Raw genomic sequence first — 23,915 nt, 5'->3', positions numbered from 1 at the left:
ATGGCCTTGGGACCGATGATCAGCACTGCCAAGCAGCGGCTCAAGGGGGGCGTCAACCAGGCGCTCAGCGCTCTCGGCTACCGCCTGGTGCGGGCCGACACGTTCGACCGCCTGAACGGACATCTCAGTCCAGACGCAGCCCCCGCAGACAAGAACGGCACGGCGCAGCCGCGCCAGCTGACGCTGCTGCCGGCCGCGAACAGCGCGCCGCCGATGTGCACGGCCTATGCGCCGAAGTTCGATCCGCAGAAGACGCCGAGCCAGCTCGCCGACAAGATCGTCGCCTTCCAGCAGAACGGCGTCACGGTGATCAGCACGAATCCGGAAAAGGCGGCCATGTTCCGGGAAACCGAGAGCTTCGACCGCGACGTCAGCAACCGCCACTCGGCATGGGACTGGGCCGGCAACAGCGTCGCTCCCTACACGCAGGATCTACAGACCGGGATGCCATCGGCGGCGCTCGTCGACTATCTGCACGCGCTGTTCAGCGGCGGCGATTTCGATTCCTTCTTCCGCGGCGTGCTCGGCTGCCCCGCCAAGGTCGCCAATGTCCGGCTGGTGCGCTCGAAGCCGCATTTGACCGAGGGCATCGGTCCCCAGCAATGGCACAGCGACGGCTGCCCGGCCGGCGTCATTCGCGGCGTGCTCTATCTCTGCGATGTCGACGAGCAGACCGGTCCGTTCCAGTATCGCGACGCCAATTACCGGGAGCACACGGTTCTGGGCAAGACCGGTGATCTGCTGGTGTTCGATGCGACCCGCCTCATGCATCGCGGCAGCCCGCCGTCGCACAAGACACGCTCCGCGATCGATCTGGTGTTCATGCCGCGCATGCCCGACGAGGAGATGACGATCATGGTCGTCGGCATGAACCACTGGCCCGCCGACCCGTTCTTCGTCAAGCAGCCGAAGGAGCGGCCCGCCGACGCCCACGACGCGCTGGCCGACGGACGCCGGGCTGCCAGCCTCTATTGACGCATGGCCGCCCGCTTGCACCATGGATGGAGGACGGCTAAGCCAGGAGGCAGCAGGTGGGCTTGCGCGCGACGCAGAAGGCGCGCACTCACCGCCGATATCGCCGTCACCGAGCGCGCGATCCCGTCTCGACGTGACGCCGCCTGTCGGGCGTTGCCAGGCGAACACCTCTCTTCGGCGCAGCGTCGCATCTGCGCCATCCCTCAAGGCCGTTTTGCGGTCATCGAACAGCGCCGCGTTGGAGAATTTGAATGCTGCAACCGTTGAAGAATGCGCTCGCCACCTCGCTGCCGCCGGACGTGCTGTATTGGTTGCGCTCGGTCAAACGGGCGATCATGTTCGAGCCGCCGCTGCCCTGGCCCTACGTGAACGGCAGCAGCGCCACCGTACAGGAAAGGCCTCCGGCCGTGGCAATCGCAGCCCCGTCCGCCGACACGGTCGATGACGGACGCATCATCCAGGACATCGCGCTGGAGAAATACAGCGCGCGGCAGCTTCCCTCGCCCGGCGCATATTACGGCTATGCCGACGTGCTGATCCTGCCGGCACAGGAGATCGCCAAAACGCTCACCCTGTGCGTCCAATACATCAACAGTGCCCATGTGAACGGCGATATCGCCGAGTTCGGCACGATGGGCGGCTTCAGCGCCCGCGCGATCGCCACGTCGATGGTGTTCGACCTGCAGCGCCAGCCGCTCGGCAAGAGCGCGTCCGGGGAAAACCCGTTCCGTATTCTGCGCCTGTTCGACAGCTTCGAGGGCCTTCCCGAGATCACCTCGCCGGTCGACCAGGTCGCGCCGCATGTCATCTCCGGCGCGTGGGCCAAGGGCGGCTGCAAGGTGCTGGCCGCGCCGCAGTTGCGCGCCCTGATCGGCAAGATCATTCCGCCGCATCGGTTTCAACTGTACGAGGGCTGGTTCGCCGACACCGTGAAAACGCTGCCGCCCGAGACGCGGTTTGCGATGATCCATTTCGACGGCGACCTCTACCAGTCGACCATGGATGCGCTCGTCCCACTGTTCGAGCGCGGCATGATCTCGACCGGCGCCGTCATCTGCTTCGACGACTGGAACGCCAATCGTGCCATTCCGACCACGGGCGAACGGCAGGCCTGGAAGGAGCTGGTCGAGATGTTCGCGATCGAGGCCTCCAACGGCGGCGACTATTCGGTCGGCGGCACCCGCTTCATCATCCACGCCTATCGCGGCATCCCGGCTGATCCGGAGTAATGCGGCTCACGGCGACGGCCGCTGGGCCGGGCCAAGCAGGCTGTTGATGGTGTGGCGCGCCAGGAAGACGGCACCGGGCACCGTGAGGTGCCCGGGATCGAATGCCGTCAATTGCGAGCCGTCCGGACCGATCCGGCTGAGACAGCCTTCGTCGTTGCAGAACACGTCGCGCACGGAGATGTAATCGATGCCGAGCTCACGGGTCAGCTCGCGAAACAGCGCGTCGCGGCCGCGCGTCCATTCGTCGTTGGAGCGGAACAGGGTCCGCTCCGGCAACACCGTTCCGGTCTGCCGGTAGTAGTCGAGCACGTTGTGCGACAGGCCGACGCCCTGCCAGCTCGGCGGCGGTCCCATCAGCACGATCTTCGCAATGCCGTTGGCCCTGAGCAGCGCGACCGTGCGCGGCAGGTCCTCGCGCAGCACGGACTCGGCGTGGCCCCAGGTCGCGTCGAGGATGACGACGTCCGGCCGGAGACGGCCGATCCGCAACACGACGTCGTCGTTGATGCTCTTGCAGAACGGCCGGGCCTCCAAGGTGTAGCCGATCAGCGGTGGGCAGGCGGAGGCCGTATATTGCGCGACGTCATAGCCGCGCTCCGTCGACAGATGCAGCAGCCCCGGATAGAGCGCCGCGCCGTAGGAATCGCCCCAGATCAGCAGCAGCGGCCGGCGTCCCTGCCCGGCGCAGTCGGCGCCGAATGCGGAGGCAGGCTGCAGGAGCAGCAGGCAGCGGCCACGGCGCCAATGCGAATTGGTCTCGCTGCCCGACAGCATGAAGCCCCTGATCTCCGGCGCGAACCGGACCGGCAGGCCGCGCGTGCTCGTCGCCGCGACGCCGATCGGGATCATCGCCGCCATCACGGCCAGCAAAGACCACGCCCGCCACGCGACGGGCGCGGCTCCGAACCTGATCGGCAGTTCGATGAAGCGATAGGTGAGGAAGGCCAGCACGACGCTCAGCCCGAGCACCGCGAGCAGGATCCACGCCGGAGCCGCTCCGCCGAACTGCAGCTTGGTGAAGGCGATCAGCGGAAAGTGCCAGAGATAGAGCGGGTAGCTGATCAGGCCGACGAACACCAGCGCGGGCCACGCCAACATCCGCTGAACCAGCGTGCCGCCGGCCGCAATCAGGGCCATGGTCGCCAGCACGGGGACGATGGTGCGAATGCCGGGCCATGGCGAGGCTGCGCTGAACGCGAAGAAGGCGACGGCGAGGCCCGCCACACCAACAGCCGCTAGCATGCTGCTGGTGGTCGGACCGATCGGGCGATCGGCACGCTGCCGCAGCCACACCGCCAGGAGCGAGCCTGCCAGCAGCTCCCAGCCCCGCGTGGTCGGCGAATAGAATGCCCACGCCGCCTCCCTTGCAGGGGTCGACAGGCAGACCACCAGCGACCCGAGCCCGAGCGCGGCCACCATGGCCGCCTTCCGTGACGGCCATCGGGCGATCAGCACGAACATCGCGGGCCAGACGATGTAGTACTGCTCCTCGATGCCGAGCGACCACAGATGCAGCAGCGGAAGGCGCTCCGCACCGGGATCGAAATAGCCCACGATCTGCTCGTGCAGCATGAAGTTCTCGATGAAGGCGGCGGCGCCCTTGATGTTGGATCCGAGCGCTTCCATCTCGGCGACCGGGAATACGAACCAGGCGATCACGAACGTCGCCAGCACCACGGTGATGAGAGCCGGGAAGATCCGGAGGATGCGGCGGGCGTAGAAGGTCGCAAAACTGAAGCTCTTGTCCGCGCACTGCCGATCGATGATGCCCGTGATCAGATAGCCGGAGATCACGAAGAATACGTCGACGCCGGCAAAACCGCCGGGCAGCAGCCGCGGGAAGGTATGAAAGACGAGCACGGCGACGACGGCGATCGCGCGCAGGCCGTCGATGTCGGGACGATAGAGCAGCGCGTGCGCCCGGCTGATCGGCCGCTCATGGCGATCCGCTGCGGCCGCATGATCAAGGCTTTCGGTGATCGCCATTCTCACGCATTCCCTGAAACGCTCGCGTCTTTTCCAGAGCGCCGACGAGGTCGCGGGTAAAGTCAGCCGCGCCCCTGGCGTCGAGATGGCCGCCGCCATCCCAGCTCGAATAGTCGGTCCGCGCCGGCAGCGCCGTCTCGACGCCGATCGCAGCCGCGATCTCACGAACCTGGGTCAGGCAGCCGTGAAAATTGGGAACGAAAGTCAAGACCACGGGCGCGCCGAGCGACTGCACGAGGTCACGCGCATTGGCGATCACTTCGGGCGTGGTGTGACAGTCGGGATCGCGCGTCATCTTCACGCCCGGATTGCCTTCGGCGAGAAAGCGGGGAAACGTGCTCATGTCGGCCGCGCCCGTGCGATCATCGCGGTCGAAGCGCGGCAGCGGTCCGGACCGCGGACCGGCGAGAGCCTGACGCCATGGCCGCGTCACGTCCTCGAACCGCCAGCGCAGATTGCGCCGGATGATCTCGTAGGTCGCGCCGTAGCGACTGAGCTTCGTGCTCGGGATCGGACGGACGTCGGCGCCGAACGCGCGTGTGAGGTTGCGGTGGAAGAAGTTGCCGCCGCCTCCGCCATCGTCGGCGTTCACGATCCACAGCCGCGGGTGGATGTGATGCTTCAGCGCGATCTGCCGCGCGAATTCGCCGCTGGCAACGCCGACGAACGCCATGTTGTAGAACTTGAGGCCATAGGGGTGCTCGAGGCGCTCGCGCATGACGGTCTCGTCGACCGCAAACGACACCAGGGACGAGCCGAGGATGATGACGTCGGCCTGGCGGGCGTTGTCGATCGAGCGGCCGATGCCATGGTAGAACAGGTCCTGGTCCTGGATCTCGGTGACGCTGTCGCCGCCGAAATTGCGGTACCACGCGGCATTGCCAACCCTGCTGATCGCGCTGAAATGGTCGCCGCCCTGCGCAGCCAGCCACAGGCTGACACCACCCAGCATCGCCGCCGTCATCCCGAGCAGGCTGGCGAGATAGCGCCCTGCCCGGCCGAGGCCGTCGCCGGCCTCATGCCCGGCCCAACCGGTCTGCTCTGTCCGACGATCCATGGCGGCCCCGGGGCGGACGACGCGGCTATTTGTCGAAGCCAGGCAACGCCTCCAGCGCCTGTCTGGCAATGAAGACGGAGCCGGGATAGGTCAAATGGCCGCTGTCATACGCGGTCAGGTCGGATCCGTCCGCGCCGATCCGGGCGAGACATCCGTCGTCGTTGCACATCATGCGGCGCGCCGAGATGTATTGAATGCCCACGCGCTGCGCGTGCGCCTCCAGGAACTCGTCGAGCGCCCGCGTCCAGTTGTCGTTGGAGCGGAACTTGGTGCGCTCCGGCAACAGCGAATGCGTCCGGAAATAATAGTCGAGCATGTTCGCGGGCAGGCTTTCGCCGAGCCAAGTCGCCGGCGGCCCGAGCAGGACGATCTTCGGAACATTGAGCTCCTTCAAGGCGGCAACCGTTCTATCCAGCCCATTGCGCAGGTCGTCCGGACCATAGCTCCAGGTCGAATAGAACAGGACCAGATCCGGCTTCAGCTCGGCGACCTTCTGGATGACGAAGTCGTTCGCGCCCTTGCAGAACCGCCGTTCCGGATGGACGAAACCGAGCAGTGGCGGACAGGCGGAGGCGGTGAATTCTGCGACCTCGAATCCCCGCTCGGCACCGAAATGAGCAAGTCCCGGATAGAGCGATGCCGCATAGGAGTCGCCCCAGACCAAAATGAGCGGATGGCGGCCGGTGCCCGCGCATTCCGGAGAGAATTCGGACGCGCTCTGATCCGGCTTCAGCAGGCATTTGTCGGCCCGCCAGAAGCGGGCAGTCTCGCTGCCGTCCAGCATGAAGCCGCGAAGCTCGGCGGGAATGCGCGCCGGCAGGCCATTGGTACGGTCGGCGACCACACCGACGATGCCCAGCGCGACCATGCCGCCGAGCAGTCCACCGACCTTGAGCGGCACCAGGCGTCGGCCGAAGCGGATCGGCCGCTCGATGAGGCGGTAGGTGGCCCAGGCCAGCACCATGCTGGCCACGATGATCGCGACCATGACCCACACCGGCACCGCATCGATGAACTGGATGCGCGCATAGGCCATCAGCGGGTAGTGCCAGAGATAGAGCGGATAGCTGATCAGGCCGACGAAGACGGCCGGTGTCGACGACAGTACATAGCGATGCACCAGCGTGCCGCTGGTCGCGATCAGGGCGGCTGCGCCCAGCACGGGCAGCAACGTGTGAACGCCCGGATGCGGGGTGAGGCGACCGTAGCGCCAGAACGCGACCACGATCGCGAGCAGCGCGGCCAGCGCGATGAGCTCGCGGACGTACGGGACGTCGATCAGCGGCTGCGGACGAGCCTCCGCACTGCGGCCATTGACCCAGAGCGCCAGGGCCGAGCCGACCAGCAATTCCCAAGCCCGCGTCACCGGCAGATAGAACGCATACTCTGGCGCGCGCGGCTGCACGATCAGGCACGCGACGAACGACGCCGCCGCCAGCGCGACCGTGATCGCCAGGCTCCTGCGCCGCCATGAGCCGATCAGCATCAGAAGCAGCGGCCAGACGATGTAGTATTGCTCCTCGATCGCCAGCGACCACAGATGCAGCAACGGCTTCTTCTCGGCGGCAAGATCGAAATAGCCGACCTGCCCGAGCAGGATGAAGTTCTGGATGAAGACGGCACCGCCGGCGATGTTGGTGCCGAGCGACTTCAGCTCGCGCGGCGGCAGCACGAACCAGGCGATCAGGAAGGTGACCAGCACCACCGTGATCAGTGCCGGAAAGATGCGGCGAATCCGGCGGGCATAGAAATCGGCGATGCTGAACGTCTTCGACAGCATCTGCTTGTGGATGATCCCGGTGATCAGATAGCCGGAGATGACGAAGAAGATGTCGACGCCATAGAAGCCGCCGGGCACGGCCGTGGGAAACGCGTGGTAGAAGAGAACCGGCAGCACGGCGACGGCACGCAGGCCGTCGATGTCAGCGCGGTAGCCGAGCGGCGTGGCGCGGGCTTCTTCCAGGGACATGTTCGGTTGGGCAAAGTTCATCGGACCGGTTCGTTTCAGGAGCGATCGAGCAGCGACGCCGCATATTTGTCCAGGAAATAGCGGGACGGTCGCGAGTTGCCGAAGAATCCCTGGATGTTCACACATTTTTCCCAGGCATCGTCGACCGGCGGAATGACGGGCGGCGCCCCGGAGGACAGATCCAGCACCTCCCGGGTGGTCTCCAGGATCTCGTCGGCGGAGCTCTCGCCGACCGTGAGGCCGGCAGCCTTGACCGTCTCATAGGTCGGAAACGTCCAGCGCCAGGTCTCGGAGGTGACGTCGCTCAATGACAACATGCGCCCCTCGCGCGTATGCACGGGCTTGAGCGAGAAGCGCGTATCCTTCGACCATAACAGGCCGACAGAGCTCAGGGCGTTCACCATTGCGGTCGGGATGCCGAAGCTGGTCGCGACATAGGCAAAGCCCGAGGTCGTGCCGATGAACATGCGGGCGCGGCGCATCAGGTGGATGTCCATCTCCGCCACCTGATCCTCGCTTCTCGCGTAGTCGACCACGCGCGGCATGTCCGGCAGCGGCGGCGCCTTGCGTCCGCCCATGCGGATCACCCAGCCGCCCTGCTGGGTGACGTAGCGGACGGTGTCGAGATAGTTACCGATGGTGGCACTGCGGATCGACTCGCCCGTGCCGAGGGTCTCGCCGCGCGCTTCGGCGTCGCGCATGTGCAGACAGACGAACCAATCGCCGGGTGCAAGTCCCCATTTCCGACGCAGCGCCTGGTACAGCACCTCGGTCCTGTCGTCAGCCTGCATGCGCGCGTCATAGATGTCGCGCAACGGAAAACCCTTGCCTGCGCGCTCCCACTGCTGGAGAGCCATCGCGCCTGCATCGTTCCAATACATCGTCCGGCCGTCCTCGAACTGGAAGGCCTGATGCGAGTCACCGAGGAAAGGTGTCAGGCTGGCGAGCTCGTACCAAGCGCCGGAAGAAACGTTCTCGCCCAGGGTGAGCGTTGGACAGATCTCGGAAAACAGCGACAGGAAAGGCTTGTTGGCGATCCGATCCTTGTAGGCGAGCAGAAGCGGCTGTCCTTTCCACCACCCCATGCTCCGCATCATCAGGTGCACGTTCAGATGACCATTGTGACCGATCAGCGCGCTCCAATCGGGTGAGAGCAATCTGACATCGCCGAGCTCGGCACCGACCCCATCGAGCACACGCTTCAGCTCGGCAGACGGCTTCGGAAGATGACGGCGAAGGCGACGTTGCGTGTCCAGACCGCGTCTGTAAACGAGAGGGACCTTATCTCCTTCACCGTTGTGGTAAGTCCTGAGCAGGAGTTCGCGATAAGCATAGAACAAGTAGATGTCGAGACAGACCCCGCGATCAGGCAGATGCGCGGGGAGGCTTTCCCAGTACTGCCCGGACTCATCCAGCTCTCGAAGGACACCCGTCGAATCGACGAGACCGAGTTCCTGCATCAGCCGCGCGATCACCTCGCGGTCGCGGAAGAAATAAGGAATGAATTGCTCGGCCGGAACGTCCCTCGGAACGTGATCGAACTCGACACGCCCGCGAAAAGCCCGTTCTTCATACTGAAAGTTGCGATGCTCCAACATCAGCCGGACGAAGGTCCGCATCGCTGGCGACCGCTCGGCAGCCTGCTGCCAGTCAAGATAATGGATCTGCGTCAGCATATCCATCGAGTATCCGTCACCGACGACGCCTGTTCCGTGCAAGGCGAGCTCGGCAATCGGGTGCTCGCCATCCCACTTCAACCGGCGGAACAACGGCAGCGCTTCTTTCCGGTACCCGGCGAGTAGAAGATAGAATGCCACCTCGTTCGGGTACCGCTCCCAAACAGGGCTGTTGAAGATCCAGGGCAAGTGCCGTCCCAGGAAGGGACCGCAGAAAAAGACGAAGTGGCGGTCCAGGCCCGGATGCTGGAAGAAGTGGCGGAATTGTACCGTCAGCCAAAACCTCGCCCTGAACGGCAACACCGTGAATGCCAGATTGCGCAGAAAATGCCGACCCGGAAGCCGCGCGAGAAGGCGCAATAGAGGATAATGCCGTCCGAATGCACGTTCCGCGAGCGTCAGGTCGCGAACCGGAGAGCTGCCGACGGGCGGGCCCTCGGTCGAAATGGTGTCGAGCGGCAAACCGCACCTCCGGCGCAACCTCGGAAACAGCAGGCAACGATTACTGTGAAGGCCCCACCCGATCAACCCGAATCCGGCGGAAGGAGCCGCCGCGCCCGCCTTCGATATCCGCCTTCGGGGACATAGGCCGCACGTTGTGCCTAGTGATGCCTGCATCGGAGACAGCGTGAATTCGCCTCCTTCGCTTGTGGGGAGACCGTCAGAATTGCGGCGCGCCCGGGTTCAATCGGGCGAAGCACTGCCGCCGGACTTGCCGACGCCCCAGGGGCTCCGGATCCGCTCTCGCGAGCCCAACAGCCATCCGAACGGCCCCGTCGGAGAGCTGCCATCGTCGTTGGCAGCGGTCCGTTCAAGTCCCCCTCTCCTGACAGGCGGCGAGCGCTTGGACTGGCGGCCAACCGACTCGCGCTCTATGCTCCTGCCACGCCTGGGCGCAATCCCTGTCTGGTCTGGAAAGCTGGCAGGCCCGTTTCAATGCCGGGCGGTTGGGCTGCAGAAGCAGTGCGCCGGAGAAACCTTCGATATCGTCATGGGGCCTTGGAAATGTTCTTCGAGTCCGTTCACTCAGATCCAGCCGGGCATCCCGCGCCACGTCAACGCAGTCGGGTACAAGCGTTGAAGTCGAACCTCGCCGGACGTGCCGCGAGGGCGATCGGCTGGCTTCTGAATGCAGCCGGCCAGGAACGGGCGGAATCTTTGAAGGACCTGATCTTCGCCCTGTTGACCTTCAAACAGGCCTTCATGGTGGCGCTCGTCTTCCACCGCTATGCACACCGGAACGAGTTTGACCGGCAGTTTCGCTATTTCTGCGGTCCCGACATCGAAAAGGAGATGCAATGGGTGCTCGCCCGGGGCCACTCGGGTCAGTACGGCAACGAGCTGATCCTCTTCCTTCTGATGTGCGAGAAGGAGAAGCGCGTTCTGGAGCTGTTTCCCAGAATCGACTGGGACCGGGTCGATGACGAGTTCATGGAGGCGATCGGCAAACTGACGAAAAAGCTGACGTCCGGCTACTTCATGGAGCTGCTGGCGCAGGCCCACACCATCAGTTGGACCGCACTTCGTCCGCAAGACCTGCGCCGGTTTGCCGAGCTGATCAAGATCATGCTGGAGCACCGGAACTTTCGTTTCGAGCAGACGTCCTTCGAAGGACGGCAATACGATGCGCGCCGAGACGGCGACCCCGAGCTGTTCGAAGCCCCGCTCGACCGCTACGTTCCCAACTTCTTCTGCGACAAGGAGCTGATCGAGACCCTCGTCACTCAGCTCGGTCTCCCCCGGCACGACGATATCCTCGCCGCACGCGAGGACCGCGGCCAATACTGGGAGCGCTTTCCCGCCGACCATCCGCAGCGCAAGGTGTTGTCGGAGATCAACCTGTTCTACGCCTATCGCCACCTTCTGCTGACGACATATCACAGCGGCGAGGGCTTCCATGTCCCGCAGGTCTACACCAAGCTGACGGAGACACAGAAGCGGTTGCGCCGTCATCTTCCCGCGCCAAGCCCCGAGCTCAAGGCCCTTCTCAAGAAGCTCGACACCGATCTGTCGGACGTCAGGCTGCTCTCTCCGGACTGGAGCGCGCTGATCGGGCATAACGGCCATCTCAACGTTCATCTGATGATGCGCGAGATGGAGTGGTGGCAGGGCCAGCCGCTGCTCCTGGCCTACAAGGACCGGATCGCCAACAAGCCGTTTCTGTCGCTGTTCTCCGAGATCTGTCCGACGCTCACCTTGGGCGAGAACGTCAGCGCCGGACTATGGCACGAACTCGCCAGCCTCACCCCGTTCATCGGGGATTCCCACCAGGCATTCCGCTTCGAGGACGGACGCGCGGTGTACTGGAACGATGCGGGCTCACTCGCGCTCAAGCAATGGGAAAGCCGGCAACGAAGCTTTCCGCTGCGCGACATCTACGACCGCCGACTGCTTGCCGACAACCGCGTCGAGCAGACGTACCAGGACTACCGGCGCAGGTGGGGCATGGCAGACGGCGACTGGTTCGTCTGCCTGCACGTGCGCGACGCCCAGACCCGGAATGATACCGAAGGCGTCGGTGAATCCATCCGCAACGCGTCGCTCGCGAGCTATCTCGATGCGGTCCGCCACATCACCGAATGCGGCGGATGGGTTGTCCGGATGGGCGGTCGCAAGGTGCCGCCGTTCCCGCAAATGGAACGGGTGGTGGACTATGCCCGCAGCGACGATGCGTTTCCGGAGATGGACATTCACTTGATGCGCCGTGCCCGCATGTTCATCGGCACGACCTCCGGCTTTGCCTATGTGGCAAGCAGCTTCGGCATCCCCACCGCGATGGTGAATGCATTGAGCTCGATCGGCCTGCTGTGGTCGACGGACACCCGCTTTGCGCTCAAGCCCGTGCACACGGCGGACGGCCGGATGCTTTCGCTGAGCGAATGGACCTCGGAAGAGTATCGCTGGGCTTACCCGACCCACGAATCCATGGCGCGTGCCAAACTCGCCGTGAGCGAGAGCAGCTCCGACGAAATCCTTGAAGCCGTGCGCGAGGTGCTCGAAATCTCCGATCCCCGGCGGAAAGGACCCGCCCCCGGCGTGGACGGCAAATGGGAGCGTCACGTCCAGGTGCCGGGCTTCTTCGGCAGTTCGCGGCCGAGCCGGTATTTCCTCGAGAAATACGCTCAGGACCTGCTGAGAGAACCGTGAGGACAGCGCAACGCATCGAGCGATGCCGCCTGGACCAGGCGCGCACCTGAGGACGTCGGCCGCGAAGAGTTGGGCCGTGCTGTCGGACTAGCGTTGTCGTGCCATGGCGGCCTCGGGGAGGCTCTTCCGCAGCGGAGCCGGTCCAGGCACCAAGAATGCACTTTCGTACTTCGCGAGATAGTGGGCACTGATCGTGCCGCCGCCGTAATAGTGAGGCAGCAGAAGCTGCTCCCTCCAGAGCGACAGGAGTTGCTGCGAGGCGGTGTTGGCCGCGTGCCCGCAAGCGAGATCGACGACCTCTTCGACGACCGCAAGGATTTCGTCTGACGTGTTGTTCAACGGCTGCGCTCCGTTGCGGCTGAGAACGCAGGCGTCGAACAAGCGCCAGCGCCAAGGCGGCGAGGTGAGCTGAGTCTGGGTCAGCATCCTTCCGTCGGCGAGACGCACCGGCTTCAGCGCAAACCGAACAGCGCTGTTCCACAATTGCGGATCCGTGGTGATGCAATTCACGAGGGCACTTGGAATGCCGAAGCTGATCGCGACATTCGTCAATCCTGAAGTCGTGCCAATGAAGGCTTTGGCATTCCGGATGAGGCAGATGTCCATCAGTTCGGATCTGAACCCGCTCTGAGCATAATCGATTGCACGGTCGAGCGGCGGAAGTCCGGGTGAATTTGGACCACCGAGCTTGATCACCCAGCCGCCCCTGCGGGTGACCGCGTGGATCGCATCGAGGTAGGTCTCGATCGGCGCATTGCGATGGGTCTGGCCGGTGCCGTCGACCTCGGAATAATGGGAACCGTCGCGGGTGTGCAGGCACACGTACCAGTCGTCCGGCTTCATGCCCCAGGATTCGCGCATCCGCCGATAGTCGTCCTGCAATTTCGGCGCCGCCTCGTAGATGCGGTCATACTCGTCGCGCAAGGGATGCCCGCGGCCATCCCGCTCCCACTGCAGGATGGCAAGCGCCCCGGCTTCCTGCCACGGCACCACGTCGCCGTTCGGCAGTCGAAACACATTGAAGTTCATGCCGTACCAACGCTGCAGCGACAGCAGCTCTTCGCCGAGCGCGTGAGAGACGGTTTCCCCGATCACGACGATATCGGCGAACCTTTCGAACAGCCGAAGAAACGCCCTGTTCGCCACGCAGTTCGGTCGCACGACGATCAGCGGTCGTCCCGACCACCACCCCAGGTCGCGCATTCGGAACAGGATGTCCAGCATCCCGAGGTGACCGATCTGGGTCGTCCATTCCTCGGGAAGGACCCGCAATTGCTCCAGTGGAATTCCCAACCTGCGCAACAGGTGGCTGGCCTCCGCTGATACGGCCGGCGCCGCCTTGCCGAGCAGCTCCGACTGCGCCGCAAGCGCTCTCGTGAACAGACCGATGCCGACGTCGCCAGAGCCGACATGAGTCACGCGCTGGCCGGTGAAGTTGCACAGATCGAACAGCCTGCCCGCGGAGCCGCAGGTGAAATCGAGGGGGTTGGGATGATAGTTGCGCGCCGGCCGCGACGCCATGTTCTGGTGAGGACGCATGTAGTCGGGAATGCCACGGCATGCGTCCGACATGCATTCGACGGCGCGGGCCTCGTTGCCCACCATGATCTCAAGCATGCCCTTGAGAAAGGCGAGATGTATCTCCGATTCCGACCTTGCCCTCAGATCCAGCTGGGAGGCCAGCCGATAGGCCTTGTCGAACTCCCCGAGCTCGAAGAGCGCGCGAATCATCATGTTCGCCAGTTCCGGCGAGCGGGCTGCGAGTTGATCCTGGAGGACCAGATCATAGGCTTCCCAATCGGCCCCGATCCGAAGCAGCAGTTCCGCTGACAGCATTGGAAAGCACCGTCCGAGCAATCCCGAAAACCGCAGGTCCGGATCCTTCGCCAGCAGAGACGCGCAGTAGACCTGATAGGCTCTTTGCAGCAGGCGGCGATCGCGAAGGTCTCCGATCTCGAAGAAGGCGAGGATCAGGAAGGCCAGCCGCGGCGGCAGCAGGCGCAGCAGCTTGGCAGTCCCGACGATCAGGATGCGCGCCCATCGCTGCGGCCCCAGCAGAGACCGCTCTCCCCAACGGGCCGATTCGGCTGGCAGAGTCTCCAGTGCGTTGAACAGCTCAAGGAATCCGCGTCTGCGCACTGGCCTCTGCAGAACTAGCGGCTCCTTGAAGCGCTGCATCGGCTACCCCAAATCCGTCTTCGGCTCACGGCCAGGCCCCCGTTCTCGAACATCCAGACCGCCCTGCGGCAGACCAGGAGAAGGCTATGCCGTTTGTCGCCTGTCTCGAATTGGCTGTCGGCAATACACGCCGCATGCCTGTCGGGCTGTCAAGCCAACCCGCGACCAATGAGCGTGATGATCCCGTGAACCCACTCGGTGATCGGCAACAGCCCTGCCCTGTCGACAATCAGCAGAATTGTCGACCACAGAGCCAGCCGCTCGAGCACGAGCCGGCCGATCCCCAGCAAGATGAAGACGAAAGCCACAAATCCCGCAAGCAAGGCGTTGAGGAACCCTGCGCCGACTGCAAGAAGAACACAGAAGAGGACCGTGCTCACGCAGACGGTGCGCAAGATCGATCTTAAAACGAAAACCATATCCTTCACGCCGGCGCCCCCTCTTACCAACGTTAGATCTCATGCGGCGGAACAATAGCCGCCAAAGCCCCTGGTCATCATGTGTAGCATCTTCGCTGGAAGACTGCCCAGTCGCACAATCCCCGCTACTGTAGAACAAATATCTACTGGCGTTCTTGACACTGATTCGTCGGTTGAACCGAGAAGGAGTGATGCGAGCGCTCAAAGAGCAATAGTAACGCGAAACATCACAAATGACGCGAGTTCCAGGGTCTGTGCCAAGCCGAACATTTTACGTTGTCATGTTCCCGATTACACTGCTATGGAGGTTGCCTCCAGATGGCAACATCCATAGCAGCCGGCGCGCTGGACGCAGCGGCGAGCCTGAGCGTGTCCATTGATCGAGCGATCCAGCCGAGCCATGTCCACCGGACCACGATCCGGCTGCCGATTGTGCGGTCAGCCGATCTCCACGCAGGCGCTCCCGCTTGGTGAGCTCCCGGTCTGCAACCGGTTCGCGCGTGAGAACCATGTCCAGCTTCGGATAACCCTCGACATCGTCGCGTGCGACACGTGTCAGCTCGTCCAGCTCCGCGAGCCTCCACCGCCAGACGTGCTTGTTCCCGAGGTGCCATGGATCCGCTACCGGGAGCCGGAAGGCCATCTCGACGCCCTGGTCGGAGAACTGCTGTCGTTGAAGCCGCGGGCCTGCGCCGCCCTCGGCACCGGTCCGTTCGAGGGGCCCCTGCTGGGCAGATTGCAGGCCCGCGGGCTCACCGCGAGCGCCCTTGCGCTCGGTGCCGACGGCGCTGCGGGGCGCTATCCCTATCTGGAAACCTGGCAAGCCACCCTCCGTGCCGAACGGCTGGCTGCAGAAGCGGCGCAGCTTGGCACTTTCGACATTGTATCGTGCCGCTACATCCTCGAGCACACGCCGGAGCCGGTGCAGGCGCTGCAAGCACTCAAGGTTCTGCTAAATCCCGATGGCCTGCTGCTGATCGAGGTCCCCGACAGCAGCAAGTTCCTCGCGGCGCGCGACTACTGCTTCCTGTGGGAGGAGCACAGCTGCTACTTCGTCGAGGACACGCTGCGGCGTCTGGCTGAGGTGAGCGGCTATCGCGTTCTGGCCCTGCTTCGCTATCCGGGCGCCCTGGAAGATGCCCTGGTCGCCGTCCTCACCCCGGCCGATAGTCCCGCCCCGCCGGTCGCGCCTCGCGGACCTTCCAGCCTGTTCCAGGCCTATCGTGACAATTTCGCCGCCACCCGCGCGCAACTGCGCAGTAAGCTGATGGCCCTGGCCGGTCCCGACCGCGACCGGATCGCGCTGTTCGGCATCGGCCATCACGCCATCATGTTCGTCAACGCCTTCGGCCTGGCCGACCTGATCGCGGTGGCCGTCGACGATGACGCCGACAAGGCGGGCTTTTTCCCCCCCGGTCTCCATACGCCTGTGGTAGGCTCGCAACGATTGCTGGATGACGAACGGATCAGGCTGTGCCTGTTCGCCGTGGCCCCCCATATCGAGGGCAAGGTGCGTGAAAAGCTTGCTCCGCTTGCCGCCAGGGGCGTGGAATTCCGCTCGATCTACGCCGCGCTCGACAATTCGATCATGAGGGATCACGCATGACGCTCGTCCAGAAATCCCCCGAGGTGTTCCTCGCCGAGGGCCCGATTGCGGCGGTCGGGCAATCCGAGATCAGCACCCTGAAGGCCGCGGTGAAGGCCAGCCCGAAGCGGCGGGCCCGGATCAACGCCCATCCGGACGGCGATGACACCCTGCATGAAATGATCATCGCGATCGATTCCAGCTCCTACATCCGGCCGCACAAGCACCCGGGCAAGAGCGAAGCGTTCCACATCATCGAGGGCGAGGTCGATATCGTGGTGTTCGACGACGACGGCCGGATCGAGCGCGTGGTCGAATTGGGGCCGCCGGGCGGAGCGCGGCCGTTCTACTACCGGATGTCGAACGCGTTCTTCCATACGTTGATCATCCGCAGCGACCTGCTGATCGTGCACGAGATCACCAACGGCCCGTTCCGCCCCGGCGCCAGCGTGTTCGCCGACTTCGCGCCAGAGGACAGCGACACCGCCGGGGCCGAGGCCTATCAGGCCGATCTCGTCCGGCGTGTCGCCGCACGGCAGGACGCCGCCGCATGACCAGCCATGCCGTCGTGGTCGGCGGCACCCGCGGCCTCGGCCGCGTGGTCGTCGAACGCTTCCTGGCGCGCGGTTGCGCCGTCAGCGTCGTGTCGCGGCAGCGCCCGGCCGATTTTCCCGATCAGCCCGGCTTGAAGCATTTTTCCGCCGATCTCGAACGCAGCGAGAGCTTTGCCGGGCTCTGGGGTGAGATCGCCGAGGCCAACGGCCCGGTCCGCTACCTCGTCCTGAGCCAGCGCTTTCGCGGCCAGGGCGATCCCTGGGCCGGGGAAATCCAGGTCGGCCTGACCGCCTCGCGCGACCTGATCGAGGGCTTTTCCGGCCATTTCGCTGATGATGGCGATCGCGCCATCGGCGTGGTCAGCTCGGTCTATGCCGAATTCGTCGGCAGTTCGCAGCCGGTCGGCTACCACGTCGTGAAGGGCGGCCTCAATGCGATGGTCCGGCATTACGCCGCGACGCTCGGCCGGCGCGGCATCCGCGTGAACGCGATCATGCCGCTGACCTATCTGAAGCGCGAATCGCGCATCTTCTATGAGCAGAACGAGAAGCTGATGGAGACCTACCGGAAGCTGGTCCCGCTGGGCCGGCTCGGGACGGCCGAGGAATGCGCCGACGCCCTCGACTTCCTCTGCAGCCCGCGCGCTTCGTTCATCAACGGGCAGAGCCTGTTCCTGGATGGCGGAGTGTCCACAGTCTGGCAAGAAGAGGTCGCCAAGAGCTTCGCGGGCCTGTAAAACCCGCCGCAAACTCCTCTCCGGCCGACCATCCCGCCTGCGGGATCGCCAACCCAGGATCGACACCTCATGCAGCACGTCAAGCACAAGACCGATTGCCGCCTGTGCGGCTCGACCTCGCTCGATCACGTGCTGCCGATCAGGCCTTCGGCGATCGGCGACGCGTTCGTGACGGCGGACCGGCTGAGCGAGCCGCAGGACCTCTACCCGCTCGACTGCTATCTCTGCCTCGACTGCGGGCATCTGCAGAATCTCGACGTCGTCGATCCCGACATCCTGTTTCGCGACTACACCTACCGCACCTCAGTCTCGCTCGGCCTCGTCGAGCACTTCAAGCGCTATGCGCAATCGGTGGTGTCCTCGCTCGCCATCCCCAAGGGCAGCCTGGTCGCCGAGATGGGCAGCAATGACGGCTCGCTGCTCAAGGCGTTCAAGAACGAGGGCATGCGCGTGCAGGGCATCGACCCCGCCCGCGACATCGCGGCGACCGCCACCAAGGAAGGCGTGCCGACGATCCCGGATTTCTTCACCAGCGCGCTGGCGGCCCGCATCAAGTCGGAGCAGGGCGAAGCCAAGCTGTTCTGCGCCAACAACGTGTTTGCGCATATCGACAACATGTCCGACGTCGTGAAGGGCATCCGCCTCCTGCTCGCCGACGACGGCGCCTTCGTTTTCGAGGTCTCCTACATCGTCGACATGATCGACAACATGGTGTTCGACACCATCTACCACGAGCACGTCTCGCATCACGCGCTGATCCCGCTCGAGACCTTCCTGAACCGGCACGACATGACGCTGTTCCATGTCGAGAGGACAGGCACCAAGGGCGGCTCGATCCGCGCCTTTGCGCAGCCGAAATCGACCGGCAAGCGGCCGCGCTCGGCGGAGCTGTCGAAACTGATCGCCGAGGAGGAGCGGCGCGGCGTCACCAAGCCGCAGATCTACCGGGACTGGTTCGTCGCCATCGAAGACTGCAAGCGCAGGGTGCTCGCCACCCTCGACGAGGCCATCGCCGCGGGCAAGCTGGTCGCGGCCTACGGCGCCTCGACCACCACCACCACCCTGCTCTACCATTTCGAGCTGGAGAGCCGGATCAAGTTCATCGTCGACGACAACCAGCTCAAGCACGGCCGCTTCAGCCCGGGCGCCCACATCCCGGTGCTGCCCTCCAGCGAGCTCGCGACGCGAAAGCCCGACATCGTCGTCATCCTCGCCTGGATCTATGCGGACCCGATCCTGAAGCGCAACCAGGCCTACCTGGACGCAGGCGGCCGATTCCTGGTGCCGCTGCCGGAGCCGCGGATCGTCGGCGCCGCGGGCTCGGTCGCGATCTGAGCCGCGGCGGCGGCCTGAGCTGACGGTTGACAGTGCCCTCGTAACATGGTCCAGCAAGCCCCGGCGATTGGCCGCCGGCGTGGCGGGGGTCCAACCGCATTCGGCTGGTAAGACAAACACTTACGGCTCACGCGAGGTACAAGGATGACCACCCTGACCGATGGACAGGTCGAGCGGTTCGTGGTTGCGGATCGGCGTCGCATCTCCTGGGCGCGCTGCCGCGAGGACATCGCACCTTTCATCACCCGTCACGTCACCTGGCGCGCGCTCGCTGCCGGTGACATCCGATCGAAATACCGCCGTACCATGCTGGGCCCGTGGTGGATCACGGCCACCAACGCGATCACCGCCCTGATCATGGGCACGGTGGCCGGCCGCTTCCTCGGCGCCGACATGAAGACCTACCTGCCCCACTTCATGGTCAGCATGACCATCTGGAGCTTCATCTCGTCCTCGCTCAGCGAAGCCTGTTACACGATGATCAATGCAGGCGGCATGATCAAGGCCGTCGACATGCCGATTCTGATCCATGTCATGCGTATGGTTCAGCGCAATCTGATCATCTTCCTGCACAACATCGCGGTGATCCCGTTCATCTGGCTCGTCTATCCATGGTCGATCGGATTCGGAATGGTCCTGGCCATCCTCGGCCTGATGATCGTCTACGTCTTCGTCGTCAGCGCCTCGGTGATCGTCTCAATGATCTGCGTGCGCTATCGCGACGTGCCGCCGGTCATGGCGGCGGTGCTGCAGCTCTTGTTCTTCGTCTCTCCGATCATCTGGGAACCGTCGAGCATCCGCGGCGGCGAGTTCATCGTCACGCTCAATCCGATCGCCTATCTGTTGGCGGTCACGCGCGGTCCGCTGATGGGCGACGTTCCCGGCCTTGCGACCTGGGCCGGTGCCATTGGATCGGTCGCGGTCCTGACCGCCGCCATGATCTATATCTACACGCGCTATCGGTCGCGCGTCGTGTATTGGGCCTGATATCATGGCCAGGACCTCTGGATCCGCCTCGAATGACTCTCATTGAAGCCAAGCAAATCGGTATCGAATTTCCGGTCGCGCCGCCGAACGCACGATCATTCCGGCATCTGGCCATCAAGGCGGCCTCACGCGTCGGCGGCCGGGTCTCGAAGAGCGACGGCTCGTTCCAGTTCGTCCAGGCGCTCGACGACATCAGCTTCACCCTGAAGCAGGGCGACCGGCTCGGCCTGATCGGCCACAACGGCGCCGGCAAGACCACGCTGATCCGCGTGCTCGCCGGCATCTACGAGCCCACGCGCGGCTCGTTGCGGGTCGTCGGACGGAACGTTCCGATGTTCGACATCGGTCTCGGCATGGACGAAGAGGCGTCGGGGTATGAGAACATCAGGACGCGCGGCCTGATCCTGGGGCTCTCGCCCGAGGAAATCGAGCAGCGCGTGCCGGAGATCGCCGAATTCGCCGAGCTCGGCGATTATCTGGAGCTGCCGATCCGGACCTATTCCTCAGGCATGCTGCTGCGTCTGGTGTTCTCGATCGCAGCCTCGATTCACGGCGACATCATCCTGATGGACGAGTGGATCGCGGTCGGTGACGCGCAGTTCCGCAAGAAGACCCACGGCCGGCTGCAGGACATCACGATGCGCTCGGGAATCGTCGTGCTCGCCACCCATGATCATGGCCTGCTGCGCGACACCTGCAATCTCGGGCTCTATCTCGATGGCGGCCGCGTGCGGGCCTTCGGCGCCCTGGACGACGTTCTCAAAGAGCTGCCCAAGGTTTGAGCGGCCGGGCTCGACAGCATGCGGCAGGAAGCTCGCTGAACCATGACCACGACGACCGCCCGCGCCGCCTCCCCGACCGTCACGCTGGTCGTCCCGAACTTCAACCACGCCCACTACCTGCCCGAGTCGCTCGGCAGCATCGCGAACCAAACCCGAGCCCCAGACCGCGTCATCATCATCGACGACTGCTCGACGGATGACAGCATCGCGGTCATTTCACGCTTCGTAGCGGACCGGCCGAGCTGGCGGCTGATCCGCCACGACGCCAACCAGGGCGTCGTGCGCGGCCAGAACGAGGCGCTGGCGATCGCGGACACCGAATGGATCGGATTTCTCGGCGCCGACGATGCGCTGCATCCGGCCTATCTCGAAAAGGCGATGGCGCAGGCGGCCAACCATCCCGAAGCCGGCCTGGTCTTCGCCTGCTGCGAGATCATCGGCCCTCAGGGGCCGTCCGCAAGACGGATGCTGCGGCCGATGATGCTGCCCGCGTCGTCATCGGCGATGCTGGCGCCCGCGGACGTCCGCCGAATCCTGCGGCAGGGCGACAACTACTTCTCCGGCACGACCTCGCTCTATCGCCGCACGGCCTTGCAGGCGCTCGGCGGGTTCGACGTCAAGCTCGGCTCGTTCTCCGATGCCTTTCTCGCCCGGCGGCTGGCCTTGACCTATGGCTGCTACTTCGTCGCCGAGGCGCTCGGCTACTGGCGCATCCACGGCCAGAACTATTCGACGGCGACGGCAACCGATCCGGCGGTGCTCAACGCCAGGCTGGCCGACATCGGCGCACTGATTGCTCAGAGCAAGCTGTTCCCGGAAGGGTATGAGGAGGTCTTCGCGCGGCGCAATCGCTTCGGCGCGGCACGGATGGTGCTGGACGGCGATACGCCCCCGGCGGCCAAGGCCGCGCGCGTATCCGCATTGATCGACGGCAATGCATTCGACACGTACGTGCTTGGATTGATGTTGAGCTTAGGACGCTTGGGCCATTTGGCTGCGCTGGCCTGGATCACGCTGCGGACGCGGCCGATGTCGTTGACGCGCCTGCTCGCCCAGCACGGGGCGCGACGTCAGATCATCTCCGCAACGCCAGCGTACCGCGCGCCATGACGAAGCGCGCCCCCTTCGGTTCTCTGCGTCATCGCTTTGGCAAGCGGCAGCTGACGTCCCCTCCGACTCCCAGCGTGCCCGCCGCACCGCCCTTGCAGGCGCCACGAAGCCGCTGGTCGCCGCGGACGTGGCTGACGGCATCGGCGTTCCGTCTCTATGCGTTCCTGAGCGCGCGGCGCCGGCAATTGCTGCCGCTGACCACCCGCACCGCCGACATCGTCGACAGCAGGCTGGTCGTTGCGCCGGCCGGGGCGACGCTGCTCCGGCTGATGGATCGGCAACTGGCAAGGGGATCGCGCCTCGGCCGTTTGCTGGCGCTGACGACCTCGACCACGCTGGCCGCGGCCGCGCAGGTTCATCTCGCCGCGAGCCGCAAGCCGAGCGCGCTGCGTGCAGTGCGGATCTTGAACCTGATCTTCCGCAGCAACGTGCGCGCGCGGGCCGGTGTGGGCGCGCAGGCCTATTTCACCACCCTGGCGCTGTGCAGCGCCTATGACCGGATCGTGCGTGAGGTGCCACGGCCCGAGACGATCGACAGCTTCGCGATCAATTTCGCGGTCGGCGTCGCCCACATGTATCGCGGCAATCTTCCGGTCGCGGCGCATTTCCTGACAGCGGCTGCGGCTTCGGGCGACGGCAACGCGTTGCGCAAGCTCGGTGCCGTCCATGCCCTGGCGGGCGACCACGTCCAGGCCGCCGCGTGCTTCAAGGCGTCGGTCGCACGCGATCCTCGCTCGGTGATGGCGCACCAGAACTATGCCGGCGGCTATGATCCATCGACCTACACGCCTAGCGCCTGGGAGCTGGAGCGTGCCGGCGAGCTCCTGATCTACGACAATCTGATCCAACTCGGCGAGAACTTCTATCACCAGGGCCGTTACGAGGACACGTTCCGCTGCTATCAGGCCGCGCTCGACCATCAGGACGCCTTGGCGCGCAAATGGTCGATTCCCGACGCGCTGATCCAGCGCATCGCCTCCACCAGCAACATCTTCGATCCCGCGCTTCCGGTCCGACTGCTCGGCTACGAATGGGTGACGCTGATCGGCCACATCGGTTTCATCGACTGCCATTTGCGCATGGCCGCGCTCGGCATGCTGCCGCGCGCCAACTACGTGCTGCTTGCCCCGCCAAGCAAGGTCGTCAACCAGCCTTTCCTCAAGCTGTTCGCGCCGCATGTCACGATCGTCGAAGACCCCGCTCTCGTCGACGATCTGCTGCCCTATCAGCGGCTGGTCGGTGACCAGTTCATCGCCGTCCGGGGCAAGGACGGCCTGGCCGAGCCATGGGCCCACGCGGCGTCGCGCGCGCAGGTCGCCTGGGCCGAACAGCAGCGCCGGCCGATCGTGAAGGTCCCATCGGAGCTGATGGAAACCGGGGCTGCCAGGCTGCGCGCCGCGGGTGTCACCGCCGACTGGTTCGTCGCGATGCACATCCGCGAGGGCGGCTATCACGGCGACGGGCCCGGCACCACGCGGCAGCATCGCTCCGCCAATGTCGGCGACTACCTCGACGCCATCGCCGCGATCACCGCACGCGGCGGCGCCGTGGTCAGGCTCGGCGATCGCAGCATGACGCCGCTGCGCGGCATGGCCGGCGTGTTCGACTACGCGCACAGCGACATCAAATCGGCGGAGATGGACCTCTATCTCTGCGCCGCCGCTCGTCTGTTCGTCGGCACGACATCGGGCCTGACCACGGCCGTGCAGGCACTGGGAACGCCGATGCTGCTGGTCAACTGCATCTCCAACGACTGCCAGTTCTGGCATGAGCACACCGACTTCACCGTGCGCCCGGTCTACGACCGCCGTACGCGGCGCTATCTGTCGCTACGTGAGACCTATCGTCAGCCCTTGCAGGCGCTGCTGATCGACACAGCCGTGCTGGCGCGTCACGGTCTTGATATCCATCCGAATACCGCGCAGGACATCACCGCAGCGGTTCGCTACAAGCTCGACTGCCTGGACGAACCAGGCCGGTCGTTGCGCGCAGGAGGGCCCCTGCTCGATCGCTATCGCGCCGCACTCAGCGGCAATCCCTATAACTTTGGTGCTGCATTACCAGTGCCGGATTTTCTCGATCGGCTTCCGGAATTGCTGGGATGAACGCGCGACCGAAGCCCGTTCGATCGACGCCCACATCAGTCGCCACCCGTCGTTTTCCGCGCTCTCGCAACGCCCATTAACCTT

General features: G+C 64.7%; 17 protein-coding genes. 11 read left to right on the top strand and 6 right to left on the bottom strand.

All coding sequences use genetic code 11. From position 1 onward, the window contains the following. Positions 1-975, top strand: a complete 975-nt coding sequence (locus tag QX051_RS18530; protein ID WP_315777117.1) for a hypothetical protein — start codon at positions 1-3, stop codon at positions 973-975. Positions 976-1,226: 251 nt separating this feature from the next. Then, positions 1,227-2,204, top strand: coding sequence for a TylF/MycF/NovP-related O-methyltransferase (locus tag QX051_RS18525; protein ID WP_315777116.1), 978 nt, complete (start codon positions 1,227-1,229; stop codon positions 2,202-2,204). 6 nt (positions 2,205-2,210) lie between these two features. Here QX051_RS18525 and QX051_RS18520 read toward each other — a convergent pair whose 3' ends face one another. The 4 genes from QX051_RS18520 to QX051_RS18505 are packed head-to-tail and all read right to left on the bottom strand — an operon-like array spanning position 2,211 to position 9,354. Next, entirely contained in the window at positions 2,211-4,190 is a 1,980-nt protein-coding gene (locus tag QX051_RS18520; RefSeq protein WP_315777115.1) for an acyltransferase family protein, read from the bottom strand. Continuing rightward, positions 4,168-5,247 carry a hypothetical protein gene (locus tag QX051_RS18515; RefSeq protein WP_315777114.1) on the bottom strand — a complete coding sequence of 360 codons (1,080 nt, stop codon included), beginning with the start codon at positions 5,245-5,247 and terminating at the stop codon, positions 4,168-4,170. The genes QX051_RS18520 and QX051_RS18515 overlap by 23 nt, the downstream gene beginning before the upstream one ends. A 25-nt stretch (positions 5,248-5,272) precedes the next feature. Further along, positions 5,273-7,237 carry an acyltransferase family protein gene (locus QX051_RS18510; protein ID WP_315777113.1) on the bottom strand — a complete coding sequence of 655 codons (1,965 nt, stop codon included), beginning with the start codon at positions 7,235-7,237 and terminating at the stop codon, positions 5,273-5,275. 14 nt (positions 7,238-7,251) lie between these two features. After that, positions 7,252-9,354 carry a TIGR04372 family glycosyltransferase gene (locus QX051_RS18505; protein ID WP_315777112.1) on the bottom strand — a complete coding sequence of 701 codons (2,103 nt, stop codon included), beginning with the start codon at positions 9,352-9,354 and terminating at the stop codon, positions 7,252-7,254. 474 nt (positions 9,355-9,828) lie between these two features. On the opposite strand from QX051_RS18505, the gene QX051_RS18500 reads away from it, so the two are divergent. Continuing rightward, a complete protein-coding gene (locus tag QX051_RS18500) occupies positions 9,829-12,039 on the top strand; it encodes a TIGR04372 family glycosyltransferase (protein ID WP_315777111.1) in 2,211 nt (736 codons plus the stop codon). 87 nt (positions 12,040-12,126) lie between these two features. On the opposite strand, the gene QX051_RS18495 is transcribed toward QX051_RS18500, so the two are convergent. Then, on the bottom strand, positions 12,127-14,217 hold the full coding sequence (locus tag QX051_RS18495) for a TIGR04372 family glycosyltransferase (RefSeq protein ID WP_315777110.1): 2,091 nt from the start codon (positions 14,215-14,217) through the stop codon (positions 12,127-12,129). A gap of 149 nt (positions 14,218-14,366) precedes the next feature. After that, positions 14,367-14,636 (bottom strand): hypothetical protein, encoded by a 270-nt coding sequence (locus QX051_RS18490; protein WP_315777190.1) that lies wholly within the window; start codon positions 14,634-14,636, stop codon positions 14,367-14,369. A 400-nt stretch (positions 14,637-15,036) separates the two neighbouring features. Between QX051_RS18490 and QX051_RS18485 the strand changes: the two genes are divergently transcribed. The 8 genes from QX051_RS18485 (at position 15,037) to QX051_RS18450 (ending at position 23,831) form a co-directional block, all read left to right on the top strand. Beyond that, positions 15,037-16,242, top strand: coding sequence for a class I SAM-dependent methyltransferase (locus QX051_RS18485; RefSeq protein ID WP_315777109.1), 1,206 nt, complete (start codon positions 15,037-15,039; stop codon positions 16,240-16,242). Continuing rightward, positions 16,239-16,775 (top strand): WbuC family cupin fold metalloprotein, encoded by a 537-nt coding sequence (locus QX051_RS18480; protein ID WP_315738919.1) that lies wholly within the window; start codon positions 16,239-16,241, stop codon positions 16,773-16,775. Before QX051_RS18485 ends, QX051_RS18480 begins: the two co-directional genes overlap by 4 nt. Next, entirely contained in the window at positions 16,772-17,512 is a 741-nt protein-coding gene (locus tag QX051_RS18475; RefSeq protein ID WP_315712830.1) for an SDR family oxidoreductase, read from the top strand. Before QX051_RS18480 ends, QX051_RS18475 begins: the two co-directional genes overlap by 4 nt. A gap of 69 nt (positions 17,513-17,581) precedes the next feature. Further along, entirely contained in the window at positions 17,582-18,847 is a 1,266-nt protein-coding gene (locus QX051_RS18470) for a class I SAM-dependent methyltransferase (RefSeq protein ID WP_315777108.1), read from the top strand. A 144-nt stretch (positions 18,848-18,991) separates the two neighbouring features. Then, on the top strand, positions 18,992-19,834 hold the full coding sequence (locus QX051_RS18465) for an ABC transporter permease (RefSeq protein ID WP_315738922.1): 843 nt from the start codon (positions 18,992-18,994) through the stop codon (positions 19,832-19,834). Positions 19,835-19,866: 32 nt separating this feature from the next. Then, the gene (locus QX051_RS18460) at positions 19,867-20,616 is read left to right on the top strand and encodes an ABC transporter ATP-binding protein (protein ID WP_315738923.1); all 750 of its coding nucleotides are present in this window, start codon (positions 19,867-19,869) and stop codon (positions 20,614-20,616) included. A gap of 42 nt (positions 20,617-20,658) precedes the next feature. Beyond that, complete coding sequence (locus QX051_RS18455; RefSeq protein ID WP_315777107.1) at positions 20,659-21,726, top strand: glycosyltransferase family A protein; 1,068 nt, start codon at positions 20,659-20,661, stop codon at positions 21,724-21,726. Beyond that, positions 21,723-23,831 (top strand): TIGR04372 family glycosyltransferase, encoded by a 2,109-nt coding sequence (locus tag QX051_RS18450; RefSeq protein ID WP_315777106.1) that lies wholly within the window; start codon positions 21,723-21,725, stop codon positions 23,829-23,831. Before QX051_RS18455 ends, QX051_RS18450 begins: the two co-directional genes overlap by 4 nt. The last annotated feature ends 84 nt before the right edge of the window (positions 23,832-23,915 follow it).

It is taken from the genome of Bradyrhizobium sp. SZCCHNR1053 (genome assembly GCF_032381235.1).
Classification (GTDB): domain Bacteria; phylum Pseudomonadota; class Alphaproteobacteria; order Rhizobiales; family Xanthobacteraceae; genus Bradyrhizobium.
Note: the sequence above shows the minus strand (reverse complement) of the source record. Positions and strands in the feature narration are given on the sequence as shown.

Excerpts from the sequence above, each read along its gene's own strand:
- QX051_RS18490 (WP_315777190.1), bottom strand. The coding sequence starts at position 14,636 with ATGGTTTTCGTTTTAAGATCGATCTTGCGCACCGTCTGCGTGAGCACG.
- QX051_RS18500 (WP_315777111.1), top strand. The coding sequence starts at position 9,829 with ATGCCGGGCGGTTGGGCTGCAGAAGCAGTGCGCCGGAGAAACCTTCGA.
- QX051_RS18480 (WP_315738919.1), top strand. The coding sequence starts at position 16,239 with ATGACGCTCGTCCAGAAATCCCCCGAGGTGTTCCTCGCCGAGGGCCCG.
- QX051_RS18465 (WP_315738922.1), top strand. The coding sequence starts at position 18,992 with ATGACCACCCTGACCGATGGACAGGTCGAGCGGTTCGTGGTTGCGGAT.
- QX051_RS18460 (WP_315738923.1), top strand. The coding sequence starts at position 19,867 with ATGACTCTCATTGAAGCCAAGCAAATCGGTATCGAATTTCCGGTCGCG.
- QX051_RS18455 (WP_315777107.1), top strand. The coding sequence starts at position 20,659 with ATGACCACGACGACCGCCCGCGCCGCCTCCCCGACCGTCACGCTGGTC.
- QX051_RS18525 (WP_315777116.1), top strand. The coding sequence starts at position 1,227 with ATGCTGCAACCGTTGAAGAATGCGCTCGCCACCTCGCTGCCGCCGGAC.
- QX051_RS18495 (WP_315777110.1), bottom strand. The coding sequence starts at position 14,217 with ATGCAGCGCTTCAAGGAGCCGCTAGTTCTGCAGAGGCCAGTGCGCAGA.
- QX051_RS18485 (WP_315777109.1), top strand. The coding sequence starts at position 15,037 with ATGTCCACCGGACCACGATCCGGCTGCCGATTGTGCGGTCAGCCGATC.
- QX051_RS18520 (WP_315777115.1), bottom strand. The coding sequence starts at position 4,190 with ATGGCGATCACCGAAAGCCTTGATCATGCGGCCGCAGCGGATCGCCAT.
- QX051_RS18470 (WP_315777108.1), top strand. The coding sequence starts at position 17,582 with ATGCAGCACGTCAAGCACAAGACCGATTGCCGCCTGTGCGGCTCGACC.
- QX051_RS18510 (WP_315777113.1), bottom strand. The coding sequence starts at position 7,237 with ATGAACTTTGCCCAACCGAACATGTCCCTGGAAGAAGCCCGCGCCACG.
- QX051_RS18530 (WP_315777117.1), top strand. The coding sequence starts at position 1 with ATGGCCTTGGGACCGATGATCAGCACTGCCAAGCAGCGGCTCAAGGGG.
- QX051_RS18515 (WP_315777114.1), bottom strand. The coding sequence starts at position 5,247 with ATGGATCGTCGGACAGAGCAGACCGGTTGGGCCGGGCATGAGGCCGGC.
- QX051_RS18475 (WP_315712830.1), top strand. The coding sequence starts at position 16,772 with ATGACCAGCCATGCCGTCGTGGTCGGCGGCACCCGCGGCCTCGGCCGC.
- QX051_RS18450 (WP_315777106.1), top strand. The coding sequence starts at position 21,723 with ATGACGAAGCGCGCCCCCTTCGGTTCTCTGCGTCATCGCTTTGGCAAG.